This window comes from Caulobacter sp. Root655, assembly GCF_001427665.1.
GTDB lineage: Bacteria > Pseudomonadota > Alphaproteobacteria > Caulobacterales > Caulobacteraceae > Caulobacter.
Genome location: NZ_LMHC01000014.1, coordinates 1 through 14,861, shown reverse-complemented (window position 1 = coordinate 14,861; position 14,861 = coordinate 1). Strand labels below are relative to the sequence as shown.

Genomic DNA, 14,861 nt, shown 5'->3' with positions numbered 1-14,861 from the left:
CGGACGGCGACATCTTGCTCATCAATATCCTCGCTGCATGGCCCGGCGGTCACGAGGCGTTACCGAGCCGCCCCAGCCGTCGCGGCCGTCTACTGGGGTCGACGCTAGAGGCCGGGGCCCAGGCGGTCTAAGCCAAAGGCGCTATCGACCGATGCGGGTTTTGGCTTGATGGGGCGGGCGGGCCGACCGAGCGTGATCAGCGCCTGACCCTGGTCGGCTTTGGCGTGAACAGCTCCAGCTCGATCGCCCCCGCCATGGCCGCGTAGCCGGCGGGAGACGGGTGCAGGTGATCCCCGGAGTCGTAGGCGGTCAGCAGCTGGTCGGGGCGCGCCGGGTCGCGCATCAGCTTGTCGAAGTCGATCACCGCGTCGAAATGCCCGGGCGCGCGGATCCAGGCGTTGACCGCCTGCCGATCCTGCTCGTTCTGGGCGTCGGGGTGGTAATAGCCCGATTGGCCATATGGCAGGATGGTCGCGCCATAGACCCTGACGCCGTGCTGCCGGGCGCGCAGCACGATCTGCTCGTAGGCCGCGATGATCCGGGCCACGAGGTCCGCGTGCGCTTGCGGCGAAACGGGCTGGTCGAGCGTGAGCGTGCCCAGGTCATTGACGCCCTCGAGCACGATCAGGTGCCTGACCGCGGTCTGGGCCAGGACGTCGCGATCGAAACGCGCCAAGGCGTTCGGACCCAGGCCGTCCAGGAGCAGGCGATTGCCGCCGATCCCGAGGTTCAGGACGCCAATCCCCCGCGTGCGGGCGTTGGCCTGCAGCCGTGAGGCCAGCCTGTCGGGCCAGCGGTCGTTGCCGTTGGTGGTCGCGCCACGGCCGTCGGTGATCGAATCTCCAAGGGCGACGATCGACGCGCCCGAGGCGCGCGCGACATCCACGCCGGACAGCTGGTACCAGTGCTCGACGGTCTTGGCGCCGGGCAGGTCCGTCGCGGTGACCTGGTCGCCGCGCGCGATCCACGAGGTGGTGCGAGATCCAGGGTGGCTGGTCTGCTGGGCGGGGGGCGCCTCGAAGCGAATGCTGATCGCCAGGTCCGATCGCGGCGGAACCGCGACGTCGACTGGGTCCGACAGGTAGTCGGCGCCGGCCGGGATGGTCACCTCGGCGCGACCGGAGAAGGTGAGCGCCTTGTCGGTGGCGGGGTCGATCCGCGCCGAACCCGGCGCGATCGCGCGGGCGACATGCACCGCCGTCAGACGCAGGGGCGCGACGCCGAAGGCGTTGGAGAGCCGAATGCGGAAGGCCTCGCCGCCGACGCTCAGGCGCACCACCTGGCGCAGCGTCACGTCCGTCAGGTCCTGGTCCGGCAGGGCGTTGCGGGGTTCCGGTATTTGCTGGGCCGACGCCCACGACCCGACCCAGGTGGGTGGCGGAGGCGAAACGACGGGTGCGGCCGGGGCCGACGTCGCGGCGAGCAGCGCCAGTGTGGCGATCCATCCGACCAGGCCGCCGATGCGACGTTTCATGTCTTCCTCCGCAGGTCTGATTCCAGTTGGCCTTCTTGATGAGACCGGTACCATAAAATGCTTGAGTGGTCAGACCTCTCATTCCATAGTGGCTGACAACGTCGGCGACAGGCCGCAAGAGACCGTTTCGCGGTCCATCCAGAGCGGGGAAATCCAGGATGAACAATCGCATCGCCATCACTCGTCGCGGCCTGGGCGTCAGCCTCGCGGCCCTGGCCGCCGCCTCGGCTCCGCTCGCCCGTGCCGCGACCGCTGGCAAGCCGCTCTACAAGGATCCAGCCCAGCCGTTGGAACTGCGGGTCCGCGACCTGCTTTCGCGCATGACGCTGGAGGAGAAGGCGGCGCAACTGATCGGCATCTGGCTGACCAAGGCCAAGATCCAGACCCCGGACGGCGAATTCTCGCCCGCCGACGCCAGCAAGAACTTCCCCAACGGTCTGGGCCAGATCTCGCGTCCGACCGATCGCAAGGGCCTGAAGCCCGCCACGGTGGTCGACGCCGCCGCCGGCGCCGACGACGGCTCGGTCAACCGCAACGCCAAGGAAACCGCCCGCTACGTCAACGCCGCCCAGAGGTGGGCGATGGAGCAGACCCGCCTGGGCGTGCCGATGCTGATGCACGACGAGGCCCTGCACGGCTATGTCGCCCGCGACGCCACCAGCTTCCCGCAGGCCATCGCCCTGGCCTCGACCTTCGATCCGGACCTTGTCGAGAAGAGCTTCGCCGTCGCCGCCCGCGAGATGCGGGCCCGCGGCTCCAACATCGCCCTGGCCCCGGTGGTCGACGTGGCCCGCGATCCGCGCTGGGGCCGCATCGAGGAGACCTACGGCGAGGACCCGCACCTGTGCGCCGAGATCGGCCTGGCCGCGATCCGCGGCTTCCAGGGCAAGACCCTGCCGCTGGCCAAGGACAAGGTGTTTGTCACCCTCAAGCACATGACCGGCCACGGCCAGCCCGAGAACGGCACCAATGTCGGCCCGGCCCAGATCGCCGAACGCACCCTGCGCGAGAACTTCTTCCCGCCGTTCGAGCGGGCGGTGAAGGAGCTGCCGGTGCGCTCGGTCATGCCGTCCTACAACGAGATCGATGGGGTGCCCTCGCACGCCAATCGCTGGCTGCTGCATGACGTGCTGCGCCAGGAGTGGGGCTTCAAGGGCGCGACGATGAGCGACTATTTCGCCATCAAGGAGCTGGCCGGCCGCCACAAGCTGACCGACAGCCTCGCCGACACCGCCGTGATGGCGATGAACGCCACGGTCGACGTCGAGCTGCCCGACGGCGAGGCCTACGCCCTGCTGCCCGAATTGGTCAAATCCGGCCGCATCCAGCAGTCGGCGATCGACGAGGCCGTGGCCCGGGTGCTGGCCATCAAGTTCGAGGGCGGCCTGTTCGAGAACCCCTATGCCGACGAGAAGACCGCCGACGCCAAGACCGCGGCGCCCGACGCCGTCGCCCTGGCCCGCGAGGCGGCGCGCAGGGCGGTGGTGCTGCTGAAGAACGACAAGGGCGTGCTGCCGCTCGATCCCTCGAAGTTCAAGCGCCTGGCCCTGTTGGGAACCCACGCCAAGGACACGCCGATCGGCGGCTACAGCGACGTGCCGCGCCATGTGGTGTCGATCTACGAAGGCCTGCAGGCCGAGGCCAAGAAGAGCGGCTTTACGCTCGACTACGCCGAGGCCGTGCGCATCACCGAGGCCCGGATCTGGGCGCAGGACGAGGTCAAGCTGGTCGACCCGGCGGTCAACGCCAAGCTGATCGCCGAGGCGGTCGAGGTGGCCCGGAAGGCCGACGTCGTCGTCATGGTGCTGGGCGACAACGAGCAGACCAGCCGCGAGGCCTGGGCCGACAACCACCTGGGCGACCGCGACAGCCTCGACCTCGTCGGCCAGCAGAACGACCTGGCCAAGGCGATCTTCGACCTGGGCAAGCCCACCGTGGTGTTCCTGCTCAACGGTCGGCCGCTGTCGGTCAACCTGCTGGCCGAAAGGGCCGACGCCATCGTCGAGGGCTGGTACCTGGGCCAGGAGACCGGCAACGCCGCCGCCGACATCCTGTTCGGCCGCGCCAATCCGGGCGGCAAGCTGCCAGTCAGCATCGCCCGCGACGTGGGCCAACTGCCGATCTATTACAACCGCAAGCCCACGGCGCGGCGCGGCTATCTGTTCGACCAGACGACGCCGCTCTATCCGTTCGGCTTCGGACTTTCCTACACGACGTTCGAAATTTCGGCCCCGCGTCCGGCCAAGGCCGATATCGGCGCGGGTGAGAGCGTCAAGGTCGAGATCGATGTCACAAACACCGGCAAGGTGGCCGGCGACGAGGTGGTGCAGCTCTACATCCACGACGAGGCGGCTTCGGTTACTCGGCCGGTGCTGGAGCTCAAGCACTTCAAGCGCGTCACCTTGGCCCCGGGCGCGAAGACGACGGTGACGTTCGAGGTGTCGCCGCTGGATCTGTCGCTGTGGAACCTGGAGATGAAGCGCGTCGTCGAGCCCGGCAAGTTCATCCTGCTGTCCGGACCGAACTCCGTGGACCTGAAGCCGGCGACGCTGACCGTCACGGCATAGGCGAGGGACCGGTGTCGCGGCTGGGGACAGGCACATGTGCCTGTCCCCGTCCCGTGCATGGAGAAGCCCGAGAGGCTCGCCAAAAGGGGAAGCCAACATGATCCGCACCGCCATCGCCGCCCTGACTCTGGCCGCTCTCCTGGCGACCGGCGTGGCCTTGGCGACGCCCGTCCAAGCCGCCGAGCCCGCCGCCATCGCCGCGACCCCGACCGTCGGCGCCTTCCCCCTGGTCACTGATCACCGCTCTGCCCGCATCGAGACCGATGTCGCCGACTGGCCCGGCGTGCTCCGCGCGGTGGGGGATGTTCGAACCGACCTCGCCAAGCTCTCGACGGAGGCCCAACCCGCCAAAGACGCGCCGCTGGTGATCATCGGCACGATCGGCAGGAGCGACGCCATCGACGCCCTGGTCGCTTCGGGCAAGCTGGACGTCAGCGGCGTGACGGGCCATTGGGAGGCCTTCGTCCAACAGGTGGTCGACAATCCGCGCCCTGGCGTCGCCCGGGCCCTGGTGATCGCAGGAGCCGACAAGCGCGGCACGATCTTCGGAGCCTACGACCTGATCGAGCGGGCCGGGGTGTCGCCCTGGACCTGGTGGGCCGACGTGCCGGTCCCGGTGAAGGCCGAGGTCCATGTCGCCCCCGGCCGCCGCGTGCAGAAGCCGGCGGTGAAATACCGCGGAATCTTCCTCAACGACGAGGACCCGGCCCTGTCGGGCTGGGCCAAGGCGACGTTCGGCGGAGTCAACAGCGCCTTCTACGCCAAGGTCTACGAGCTGACGCTGCGCATGAGGGGCAACTTCCTGTGGCCAGCCATGTGGGGCAAGGCGATCTATGACGACGATCCGCTGAGCGCGCCCCTGGCTGACGAATACGGCGTCGTGCTGGGCACCTCGCATCATGAGCCGTTGGGCCGCGCCCATGTCGAGTGGGACCGCTATGGCCAGGGGCCCTGGGACTACGGCAAGAACCCGGAGGCGCTGCGGGACTTCTGGCGCAAGGGCGTCGAGCGGATGGGCTCCAATGAGAGCCTGGTCACCGTCGGCATGCGCGGCGACGGCGACGAGCCGATGAGCGAGGGCACGGCCACGGCGCTGCTGGAGAAGATCGTCGCCGACCAGCGCCAGATCATCGGCGAGGTGACCGGCAAGGATCCGTCCAAGACCCCGCAGGTCTGGGCCCTCTACAAGGAGGTGCAGGACTATTACGACGCCGGCATGCGCGTGCCCGACGACGTCACGCTGCTGTTTTCCGACGACAACTGGGGTGACATCCGGCGGCTACCAAACCTTGAGAAGGACGGGCCGGGCAAGACGCGGCCGGGCGGCTATGGCGTCTACTACCATTTCGACTATGTCGGCGGGCCCCGGAACTACAAGTGGCTGAACACCAACCAGGTCGAGCGCACCTGGGAGCAGATGAAGCTGGCCAAGGACTACGGCGCCGACCGGCTGTGGATCGTCAATGTCGGCGACCTCAAGCCGATGGAGCTGCCGATCGAGTTCTTCCTCGACTATGCGTGGGACCCGGACGCGATGCCGGTGGCGAAGATGTCGGCCTATACCCGCGACTGGGCGGCGGCGCAGTTCGGGACCGAGCACGCGGACGAGATCGCCGGCTTGCTGACCGGTTACACCCAGCTCAACGCGCGACGGAAACCCGAGCTGATCGACGGCTCGACCTTCAGCCTGGTCAATTTCCGCGAAGCCGAACGGGTGGAGGCCGAATGGGCCGACCTGGAGCGGCGGGCCGACGCCCTGCGCAAGGTGCTGCCCCGGGACCAGGACGACGCCTTCTTCCAACTGGTCTGGTATCCGGTGATGGCCAGCGCCAACCATACGCGGCTCTACATCGCCGCCGGCCGCAACGCGCTCTACGCCCAGCAGGGCCGGGCGGCGGCCAATGACCAGGCGGCTAATGTCAGGGCGCTCTTCAGCCGTGACGCCGAACTGACGCGCCAGTACGACGAGGATTTGGCCGGCGGCAAGTGGCGCAAGATGATGAGCCAGACCCACATCGGCTACACCTATTGGCAGCAACCGCCGACCAACGTCATTCCGGCGACCAAGGCGGTTGCGGCGACCCAGGGCTTCGGCGTGGCCATCGAGGGCCGCGACGCCGTGGTCGACACCACGGCCGACCTGCCGCCCTTGGCCCGCGACGGCGTCGCCAGCCGCTGGATCGACGTGTTCAATCGTGGGGTCGCGCCCCTGGTCTTCACCGCCAAGGCCGCCGAACCTTGGGTGAAGGTCACGCCCGGTCCGGCCGCTGCCAACGGCGACACGCGGCTGGAGGTTTCGGTCGACTGGAAGGCCGTCCCCGCTGACTCGCATCGCACGCCGATCGTTGTCACAGGCGCCGACGGCAAGGCCGTGACCGTCACCGCCGTGGTCGACAACGCGCCGCGCAAGGTCGCCAAGGGCGCCTTCATCGAGGTCGGCGGTCCGCTGGCCATCGAGGCCGAGCACCACGCCCAGGCGGCCGAGGCGGGGGGCGTGTCCTGGACCACCATCCCGGCCTTGGGCCGCACCCTGTCGGGCGTCACCAGCTATCCCTCGACCGCGCCGTCCAGCACGCCGGGGCAGGGGCCCTATCTGGAATACGCCATCGACCTGGCCCAGGCCGGCGATTTCGACCTGCGGGTCGTCGTCGCCCCCAGCCTGGATTTCCGGGGTGGGACAGGCCTGCGCTACGCCATTTCGCTGGACGACGCGCCGCCGGTGATCGTCAACCTGCACGCGGGCGAAACCCAGAAGACCTGGGACAAGGCCGTGGCCGACAACGCCCGCGTCCAGCAGGTGCGCCTGACGACGGCCAAAGCCGGCGCGCACCGCCTGCGGCTATGGCGGGTCGATCCGGGCGTGGTGTTCGAGCGGCTGGTGATCTCGCGCGGGGACCTGCCGGAGAGCTATCTGGGACCGGTGGAAGGCGTGCGGCGCTAGCCCGCCAGACGCCCCAGGGCGGTGGCGATCGCCTGCCAGGCCGATGAGTTGGACACCGGCACGGCGGTCATCTGGATCAGCAGCAGGATCGCGCCGCCGATCAGATAGACCGGATGCGGTCGGCCGCGTGTGCGCCAGTCGTAGAGGATCGCCGCGATCACCAGCAGGTCGGCGACCAGCGACGGCGGGATGGAGACAAACACCGGCGGCACGAGGATGACGGGCAGGCCGGCCGGCGGCAGGGGCGCGTTGGGATCGGCTGGCGGCGCCATAAGGACCAGGAACCATCGGGCGATCGGGGCGGGGAGCATCGAGATGGTCATCAGCAGCATCAGTCGCTTGTGAATCTCGGACCGGCGGATGTTGACGATGGCCAGGACGAACACCGGCACGATGAACACCAGCCCGCCCATGCTCACCCAGGCGAAGGCCCGCACGTCGTGGGCCAGGCCGGCGGGCTGTCCGGGCAGCGAGGCCTGGGCGATGCGCATGGAGACGACGGCGGTGACGATGAACACCATCGCCGTGACAATCGAGACGCCCAGAACGCCCCAGGTGCGGTGGTCCAGCGTGCGTCCGTTGGCCACCAGCCAGGTCTGCGTGAGGAAGAAGGCGACCCACGAGAACAGGACGACCCCGTGGATGTGGACGATCGGCGGCGCGTTGAACTGGCCGTGCAGGATCGGGACGAAATAGGTGGGCATGAAGCCCAGGACCGCGATGGCGAAGCAAGTCGCCGCCATCCAGACATAGAACCGCCGAGAGCTGACGGTCCTGGTGCGCGCGGTCATAACGGCTTCGGCCATGGCGAACCCCCCGGTTGGCAAGGTGAAGTTACCCCAGATGCCGGCGCGTTGCACGTGCTCGTTGTGGCGGCGCGTTGGCGCTCGCGCGTCCGCTGTTCCTAGATCGCCACCCGCTTGGCGATCGCCGAGCGACGGGCGCTGGTTTCCTGCTTGGCGCGTTGCACCGCCTCGGTCTCGGTGGCGTGCAGCAGGTGGTCGATGACTCGCTCCAGGTGGTCGCGCATCGCCTGGCGGGCGGCGGCGGGATCGCGGGCCTTGAGAGCCTCGAACACCCGGCGGTGCTCGACGATGCGCGGCTCCAGCCCCATGCCGCGGGCCCGGGTCAGGATGTTGCGGGCCAAGGGCGAGCGATTGCGCCACTCCCACAGGTTCTCGATGGTGGCGATGATCGCCCCGTTCCCCGAGGCGCGGGCGATGACCATGTGGAACTCGCGGTCGGCGTCCTCGCCCTGGATCTCCTCCTCGCGGGCCATGCGCTCCATCAGCGCCTCCAGCTCGAGGATCTGCTCGTCGCTGATGGCGGTGGCCGCCAGGGCCGCGGCCTCGCCCTCGAACAGCCGGCGCGCCTCGATCAGTTCGAAGGCCCCGATCTCCGAGGTCGGCTCGGCGCTGGTCGTGGCGACGGGGCGGACATTGCCGGTGACATAGATGCCCAGGCCGTGGCGGGCTTCGATCATGCCCAGCATTTCCAGAGCGATCATCGCCTCGCGCAGGGTAGGGCGGCTGACGCCGTATTGCTCGGCCAGTTCACGTTCGGTCGGCAGTCGGTCGCCAAGTTTGTACTGGCCGCTCTCGATGGCTTCGGCGACCGAATCGGCGATTCTGCGATAGAGTTTGACGTTCTCGGCCATGTGCTTTCGTCAACTTCCCGGCGGCGGCCGAAACCGCCTTTCAGACTCGCGTTAGCATAGCCGACCTGGCCGACGTGGGCTATTTTTGGCGCCGGTCTCCCAAAGCTTGGAGATTGCCTGGGACCCGCGCCGCGACAGCCTCACCAATCGTGCATCGAACCGTCCTCGCGACGGGCGATCGGCAGGTAGGCGCGCTTGTACGGATACTTGGCCGCTTCGGCCTCGTCGATGTCCACGCCCAAGCCGACGACCTCGCCCGGGTGTAGCATGCCGTCGTGGAAACTGTAGGCGTGCGGGAAGACCTCGTCGGTCGCCTCGGTGTGGCGCATATATTCCTGGATGCCGAAATTGGGGATCGACAGGTCGAAGTGCAGGGCCGCGGCCATGCACACCGGCGACAGGTCGGTGGCGCCGTGGCAGCCGGTGCGCACGTGGTGCAGGTCGGCGAAGCTGGCGATCTTGCGCAGGTGGGTGACGCCCCCCGCATGGACAATCGTGGTGCGGATGTAGTCGATCAGTTGCTCCTCGATCAACTGCTTACAGTCCCAGATCGAGTTGAAGACCTCGCCCACCGCCAGCGGGGTGGTGGTGTGCTGGCGGATGATCCGGAAGCTGGCCTGGTTTTCGGCGGGGACGGCGTCCTCCATCCAGAACGGGCGATAGGGCTCCAGGTCCTTGCCCAGTCGGCCGGCCTCGATGGGCGTCAGGCGATGGTGGACGTCGTGCAGCAGGTGGACGTCCCAGCCCAGCCTGTCGCGGGCCGCCTCGAACAGTGGCGCGACCGAGCGCAGGTATTTCTCGGTGGACCACAGGCTTTCGGTCGGCAGGTCGCCATCGGCGGGTTCGTAGACGAACCGGTCCTTGGAGACGCCGTAGACGCTCTTCAGGCCCGGCACGCCCGACTGCAGGCGGATGGCCTTGTAGCCGTTCTCGGCATAGACGGCGGCGTTCTCGAGGGTTTCCTCGATGGTCGCGCCGTTGGCGTGGCCGTAGACCATCACCCCGGTGCGGCTGGCCCCGCCCAGCAACTGGTAGAGCGGCAGGCCGGCGATCTTGGCCTTGATGTCCCACAGGGCCGTGTCCACCGCGGCGATCGCCGCCATGGTCACCGGCCCCCGGCGCCAGTAGGCGCCCTTGTAGAGGTACTGCCAGATGTCCTCGATGGCGTGGGCGTCGCGGCCGATCAGCATGGGGACCACATGGTCGGTCAGATAGCTGGCCACCGCCAGTTCGCGGCCGTTCAGCGTCGCGTCGCCCACGCCATGCACGCCGTCGGTCGTTTCGATCTTCAGCGTGACGAAGTTGCGCCCCGGAGAAGTGACGATGACGCGGGCGGCGGTGATCTTGGGCATAGGACGCTTTCATGAATCCAGTTGAAGCGAGCAGCTGGATAGTAGCGGTATCGATCTAAACCACGCAGGCAGGTTGTCAACTCATTGGTCAGACCAATGACATCGTAGTGTCTCGACCTTTGGTCCCGGGGCATGTACTGAAAGGTAGCGGTATCACAAGTCAAAGCCCGTCGCGCGCCTCGCGCCGAACGGTCTAGGGTCGCCAGGGAGAAAACATGCGTTTCGTGAGCTTGATCCGGGGCCTCTGCGTGGCCGCCTGCCTGATGTCCGTGGCGTCGGAGGTCCGAGCCGAGGACGGCTATGACCTGTGGCTGCGCTACCGGCCGCTGGCGGCGGCCCAGCGCCCGGCGCCGCGGACCATCGCCCCCAGCGCCGACACCCCGACCCTGAAGGTCGCGCGCGCCGAGCTGGAGCGCGGCCTGTCGGGCCTGCTGGGCGCGACCCCGGCCGGCGACGCCGGCGCGACGATCTTGCTGGGCACGCCCTCGGGCTCTCCGGCCGTCGCCGCCCTGGACCTGCCGCTGAAAGGGGCTGGGGAGGAGGGTTTCCTCATTCGGACGGTTGGCAAGACCACGGTGATCGCGGCCAACAGCGACGTCGGCGTGCTGTACGGCGTCTTCCACTACCTGCGCCTGGTCCAGACGGGGCAGGGCGTCGACAAGCTCGACATCCTGTCGGTCCCGAAGGTCAACCATCGCCTGCTGAACCACTGGGACAACCTGGATGGAACGGTCGAGCGTGGCTATGCCGGGGCCTCCCTGTGGGACTGGTGGAAGCTGCCGGACTACAAGGACCCCCGCTACGTCGACTACGCCCGCGCCAACGCCTCGATCGGCGTCAACGGCACGGTGCTCAACAACGTCAACGCCAAGGCCGACAGCTTGACCGCCCCCTATATCGCCAAGGCCGCCGCCCTGGCCGAGGTGTTCCGGCCCTATGGCATCAAGGTCTACCTTTCGGCCCGGTTCTCGGCCCCGATCGAGATTGGCGGGTTGAAGACCGCCGACCCGACCGACCCGGCGGTGCGCGCCTTCTGGAAGGCCAAGGCCGACGAGATCTACAAGGCCATCCCCGATTTCGGCGGCTTCCTGGTCAAGGCCAATTCCGAAGGCCAGCCGGGTCCGCAGGACTACGGCCGCACCCATGTGGACGGGGCCAACATGCTGGCCGACGCGGTCGGGCCGCACGGCGGCATCGTGATGTGGCGGGCCTTCGTCTATTCGCACGAGCAGCCCGACGACCGCGCCAAGCAGGGCTATGGCGAGTTCAAGCCGTTCGACGGCCAATTCCGCGACAACGTCATCGTCCAGGTCAAGAACGGGGCGATCGACTTTCAGCCGCGCGAGCCGTTCCACCCGCTGTTCGGGGCCATGCCCAAGACGGCGCTGGGCATGGAGTTCCAGATCACCAAGGAATATCTCGGCTTCGCCACCCACCTGGTCTATCTGGGCCCGCTCTACGAGGAGACCCTGAAGACCGACACCTACGCGCGCGGTCCGGGCTCGACCGTGGCCAAGGTGGTGGACGGGGCGCTGGATGGCCACCGCCTGACCCTGATGGCGGGGGTGGCCAATATCGGGACCGACCGCAATTGGTCGGGCTCGCAGTTCGACCAGGCCAACTGGTACGTGTTCGGCCGCCTGGCCTGGGACCCCGAGGCCTCGACCCGCGACATCGCCGCTGACTGGGCCAGGATGACCTTCTCGACCGACCCGCGCTTTGTCGAGCCGGTGGTGGCGATGATGATGGGCTCGCGCGAGGCGACGGTGGACTACATGACCCCGCTGGGCCTGCACCACCAGATGGGCCGCAGCCACCACTACGGCCCGGGCCCCTGGGTGGCGGGCGGGCCGCGCGCCGACTGGACCAGCGTCTACTACGCCAAGGCCGGCCCCGACGGGATCGGCTTCGACCGCACGGCCACCGGCAGCAACGCCGTGGCCCAGTACGCCCCGGTGGTGGCCAAGCGGTTCTCGGACCTCAAGACGGTCGACGAGAAGGACCTGCTGTGGTTCCACCACCTGCCTTGGGACTATCGCCTGAAGTCTGGCCAAACCCTCTGGGACGGTTTGGTCACCCACTATTCGCGCGGCGTGGCCGCGGTGGACGGCATGGGCCGCACGTGGGTGAGCCTGTCGCCCTATGTCGACCCCGAGCGTCACGGTCAGGTCGCCGACTTCCTGGCCATCCAGAAGACCGAGGCCCAGTGGTGGCGCGACGCCTCGATCGCCTATTTCCAGTCGTTCTCGAAGCGCCCGCTGCCGGCGGGAGAGGCGGCGCCGGCCCACTCGCTGGAATACTATGAGGGCCTGAGCTTCCCCTACGCGCCGGGGATCTGAGGCGGCGGCGGCGCGAAACTTCGCCGGCTAGCCGTCCCAGTTCCAGCCGCCTAGTCCGCCGCCGAGACCGCCCGCCAGGCCGATGCCGTCGCCTTCGAAATGCCCGAGCACGTTGAAGTCATCGTCGAAGAAGACCACACCGGTATAGTGCGGAAAGCCATGATACTCGAAGGTCTTGGTGTTGAAAAACAGCGCGAGGATATTGTCGCTGAAGAGAACGCCGCCGATCTTGTCGCCTCCGAGGCCGAATATTCCCCCGGCGTTGCCGAAGAATTTCAAGGGAACGCCGTTCACCGTGGCGTGAAGATTGACCGTCGCGGTGAAGAAGACCGCGCCAATCTCGCCATCGCAAGGCCAGGAGGTGGCCCACGACTCCATGGTCTTGACCGCGCGGTCGATCTTCTCGTCGGGCAACTTGCCCTCCATCGCCTCGCGGAAGTCCTTAATGATCGCGTGCCTGACGGATTTTTTCCCGCTCATGTCCGATGCCTGCCGTTTCCTGGAGATGGGATAGGGCAAAGCTTACATTAAGTAGTGTTGTTAACAATATTCGCGTAAAAAGTTTACATTTCCCCTCGGTCCCGCCGCGGCCGTGAGTCGCAAAAAAACGGCAGGTGGGAGGAAGTGCGGTGGCCGCCGAGGCGACGGCCGGGGCGCTGTCGTTGAAGCGGTCGAACTGGCTGGCGGCCCTGAAGGCGTCGTAGTCGACCGTGATGAAGCCCAGTGGGCCGGGGCAGAGGAACGAGGCGAGCTGGCCCGGGTGGTGGCCGAGCCGGCCTGGCCGTTGCCGGACGGGGCCGTCGGAAAGCCCGACGACGGCGCAGATAGTAGCGGTCACACTATCGTCGTTACGAGGTAAGGCCTCATGAGTTAGCGAGGTCATGCTTTTGTGAAAGTCATTGTCTGACCATGCGCGGATGGAGTGGGTTGCAATATAGGTACCGCTACCTTGACGGCGTGACTTAAGTCCTGTCAGGTGAAGTTGACGGGATTGGTATGACCAATGACCGAAGGGCGCGAACAGCGTTGGGCCGTCACAAGGCCAAGCCTTACAGGGCCAGGCGCTACAGGGAAGGGATCGCTCATGAACCGTTGCTACGCGCCAGGTCCGTCACGGCGGGGCGTGCTGGGCTCGGGCCTGGCCGCCGGCGCGCTGGTGTTGGGCGCGACCTCGGCGCGCGGCTCCACGCCGAGCCTGGCGTCCCTGGCCAAGGCCAAGGGGCTGCGGTTCGGAACCGCTGTCGGCGCGGGTCCGGTGGGGTCGATCACCGGGTCGTTCGAGGACGCGCGCCATCGCCAGCTGCTGATCGACGAATGCGGCGTGCTGGTCCCCGAGAACGAGCTGAAATGGTACGTGCTGCGCCCGGACGCCAAGACCTTCGCCTTCGAACGGGCCGACCGCATCGCCGCCTTCGCCCAGGCCCACGACATCGCCCTGCGCGGCCACACCCTGTTGTGGCACCATCCGCAGTGGTTCCCCGCCTGGCTCGACGCCTACGATTTCGGGCCCCGGCCCGCCACCTCGGCCGAGGCCATGCTGGTCGACCACATCACCCGGGTCTGCGCCCACTATCCCCAGATCGATTCGTGGGACGTGGTCAACGAGACCATCGACCCGACGGACGGCGCGATCCGCCGCACCGTCTTTTCCGAGGCCATGGGCCAGGAGCGGACCCTCGACGTCGCTTACCACGCCGCCCGCGCCGCCGCGCCCAGGACCCGCCTCGTCTACAACGACTATATGAGCTGGGAGGCCGGCAACGAAACGCACCGGGCCGGCGTGCTCAAGCTGCTGGAAGGCTTCCGCGCGCGCGGGACGCCGGTCGACGCCCTGGGCGTCCAGAGCCATATCGGGGCCGAGAACGCCGACAGCTTCACCGGCTTTGGCCGCCCGCAGGAACGGGAATGGCGCGCCTTTCTCGATGAGGCGACCGGCATGGGCTACGATCTGGCGATCACCGAGTTCGATGTCCACGACAAGGGCCTGCCGCTGGACTTCGCCGCCCGCGACGCGGCCGTGGCGGCCTATGGCAGGGCCTATTTGGACCTGATGCTCAGCTATCGCCAGACCAAGGAGGTGCTGGCCTGGGGCCTGGTCGACAAATACTCGTGGCTGCAGAACCAGTGGCCACGGCAGGACGGAAAACCCAAACGTCCGACCCTCTATGACAACGACTACCGGCCCAAGCCGCTGCGCGAAGCGATGGCGGCGGCGTTCAGGTCGGCGGCGAGCCGATGAGCCGGGCCGCAGAGCCGTCCATGCTCCGCCAAGCCTACGGACCGGGGCGCTAGGCGATGGCGCGACCTCCAGTGCGGCCGCGCGTCCAGGGGCGCGGTGTGAAGCCTTCGATCACCGCCTCGGGGCCCGACATGCGGTGGACTCGCCGGCCGGGGGTGAGCTTCACCCATAGCCTCGTGGAGTCGCTGGGCCAAGCGATCGTCACCGGCGACTATGCCGAGGTCGGCTTCCCGACCGAGGGCGAGCTGTCCAAACAGTTCGGGGCCAGCCGCACGGTGACCCGCGAGGCGGT

Annotated in this window: 10 protein-coding genes and 1 pseudogene; 5 read left to right on the top strand and 6 right to left on the bottom strand. The window is 67.8% G+C overall.

What is annotated here, in order from left to right:
* Positions 1–196: 196 nt before the first annotated feature.
* Positions 197–1,474, bottom strand: coding sequence for an SGNH/GDSL hydrolase family protein (locus tag ASD79_RS11630; RefSeq protein ID WP_056721751.1), 1,278 nt, complete (start codon positions 1,472–1,474; stop codon positions 197–199).
* A gap of 158 nt (positions 1,475–1,632) precedes the next feature.
* On the opposite strand from ASD79_RS11630, the gene ASD79_RS11625 reads away from it, so the two are divergent.
* Together ASD79_RS11625 and ASD79_RS11620 are read left to right on the top strand one after the other, a co-directional pair.
* On the top strand, positions 1,633–4,041 hold the full coding sequence (locus ASD79_RS11625) for a glycoside hydrolase family 3 N-terminal domain-containing protein (RefSeq protein WP_056721749.1): 2,409 nt from the start codon (positions 1,633–1,635) through the stop codon (positions 4,039–4,041).
* A gap of 97 nt (positions 4,042–4,138) precedes the next feature.
* Positions 4,139–6,982, top strand: a complete 2,844-nt coding sequence (locus tag ASD79_RS11620) for a glycosyl hydrolase 115 family protein (protein ID WP_056721747.1) — start codon at positions 4,139–4,141, stop codon at positions 6,980–6,982.
* Here the strand turns inward: ASD79_RS11620 and ASD79_RS11615 are convergent.
* The 3 genes from ASD79_RS11615 to manD all read right to left on the bottom strand — a co-directional run bounded on the left by ASD79_RS11615 (position 6,979) and on the right by manD (position 9,991).
* Positions 6,979–7,788, bottom strand: coding sequence for a hypothetical protein (locus ASD79_RS11615; protein WP_056721753.1), 810 nt, complete (start codon positions 7,786–7,788; stop codon positions 6,979–6,981). The two genes, ASD79_RS11620 and ASD79_RS11615, sit on opposite strands and share 4 nt — an antisense overlap.
* Before the next feature lie 98 nt (positions 7,789–7,886).
* The gene (locus tag ASD79_RS11610; RefSeq protein ID WP_056721745.1) at positions 7,887–8,639 is read right to left on the bottom strand and encodes a FadR/GntR family transcriptional regulator; all 753 of its coding nucleotides are present in this window, start codon (positions 8,637–8,639) and stop codon (positions 7,887–7,889) included.
* A 140-nt stretch (positions 8,640–8,779) separates the two neighbouring features.
* Entirely contained in the window at positions 8,780–9,991 is a 1,212-nt protein-coding gene (manD, locus tag ASD79_RS11605) for a D-mannonate dehydratase ManD (protein ID WP_056721743.1), read from the bottom strand.
* Positions 9,992–10,206: 215 nt separating this feature from the next.
* Between manD and ASD79_RS11600 the strand changes: the two genes are divergently transcribed.
* A complete protein-coding gene (locus tag ASD79_RS11600; protein ID WP_056721741.1) occupies positions 10,207–12,330 on the top strand; it encodes an alpha-glucuronidase family glycosyl hydrolase in 2,124 nt (707 codons plus the stop codon).
* 27 nt (positions 12,331–12,357) lie between these two features.
* Here the strand turns inward: ASD79_RS11600 and ASD79_RS11595 are convergent, their stop codons facing one another.
* Both ASD79_RS11595 and ASD79_RS23860 read right to left on the bottom strand, forming a co-directional pair.
* Positions 12,358–12,810, bottom strand: coding sequence for a VapA/VapB family virulence-associated protein (locus ASD79_RS11595; protein WP_082584891.1), 453 nt, complete (start codon positions 12,808–12,810; stop codon positions 12,358–12,360).
* On the bottom strand, positions 12,773–13,168 hold the full coding sequence (locus tag ASD79_RS23860; protein WP_156400470.1) for a hypothetical protein: 396 nt from the start codon (positions 13,166–13,168) through the stop codon (positions 12,773–12,775). The genes ASD79_RS11595 and ASD79_RS23860 overlap by 38 nt, the downstream gene beginning before the upstream one ends.
* A gap of 246 nt (positions 13,169–13,414) precedes the next feature.
* On the opposite strand from ASD79_RS23860, the gene ASD79_RS11590 reads away from it, so the two are divergent.
* Positions 13,415–14,569 (top strand): endo-1,4-beta-xylanase, encoded by a 1,155-nt coding sequence (locus ASD79_RS11590; RefSeq protein ID WP_056721737.1) that lies wholly within the window; start codon positions 13,415–13,417, stop codon positions 14,567–14,569.
* Between the two features lie 131 nt (positions 14,570–14,700).
* Positions 14,701–14,861 (top strand): annotated as a pseudogene (locus ASD79_RS11585) (GntR family transcriptional regulator); the annotation flags it as partial.

Bases quoted from the DNA above. Each gene is read 5' to 3' on its own strand.
- ASD79_RS11630 (WP_056721751.1), bottom strand. From the start codon at position 1,474: ATGAAACGTCGCATCGGCGGCCTGGTCGGATGGATCGCCACACTGGCG.
- ASD79_RS11625 (WP_056721749.1), top strand. From the start codon at position 1,633: ATGAACAATCGCATCGCCATCACTCGTCGCGGCCTGGGCGTCAGCCTC.
- ASD79_RS11620 (WP_056721747.1), top strand. From the start codon at position 4,139: ATGATCCGCACCGCCATCGCCGCCCTGACTCTGGCCGCTCTCCTGGCG.
- ASD79_RS11615 (WP_056721753.1), bottom strand. From the start codon at position 7,788: ATGGCCGAAGCCGTTATGACCGCGCGCACCAGGACCGTCAGCTCTCGG.
- ASD79_RS11610 (WP_056721745.1), bottom strand. From the start codon at position 8,639: ATGGCCGAGAACGTCAAACTCTATCGCAGAATCGCCGATTCGGTCGCC.
- manD (WP_056721743.1), bottom strand. From the start codon at position 9,991: ATGCCCAAGATCACCGCCGCCCGCGTCATCGTCACTTCTCCGGGGCGC.
- ASD79_RS11600 (WP_056721741.1), top strand. From the start codon at position 10,207: ATGCGTTTCGTGAGCTTGATCCGGGGCCTCTGCGTGGCCGCCTGCCTG.
- ASD79_RS11595 (WP_082584891.1), bottom strand. From the start codon at position 12,810: ATGAGCGGGAAAAAATCCGTCAGGCACGCGATCATTAAGGACTTCCGC.
- ASD79_RS11590 (WP_056721737.1), top strand. From the start codon at position 13,415: ATGAACCGTTGCTACGCGCCAGGTCCGTCACGGCGGGGCGTGCTGGGC.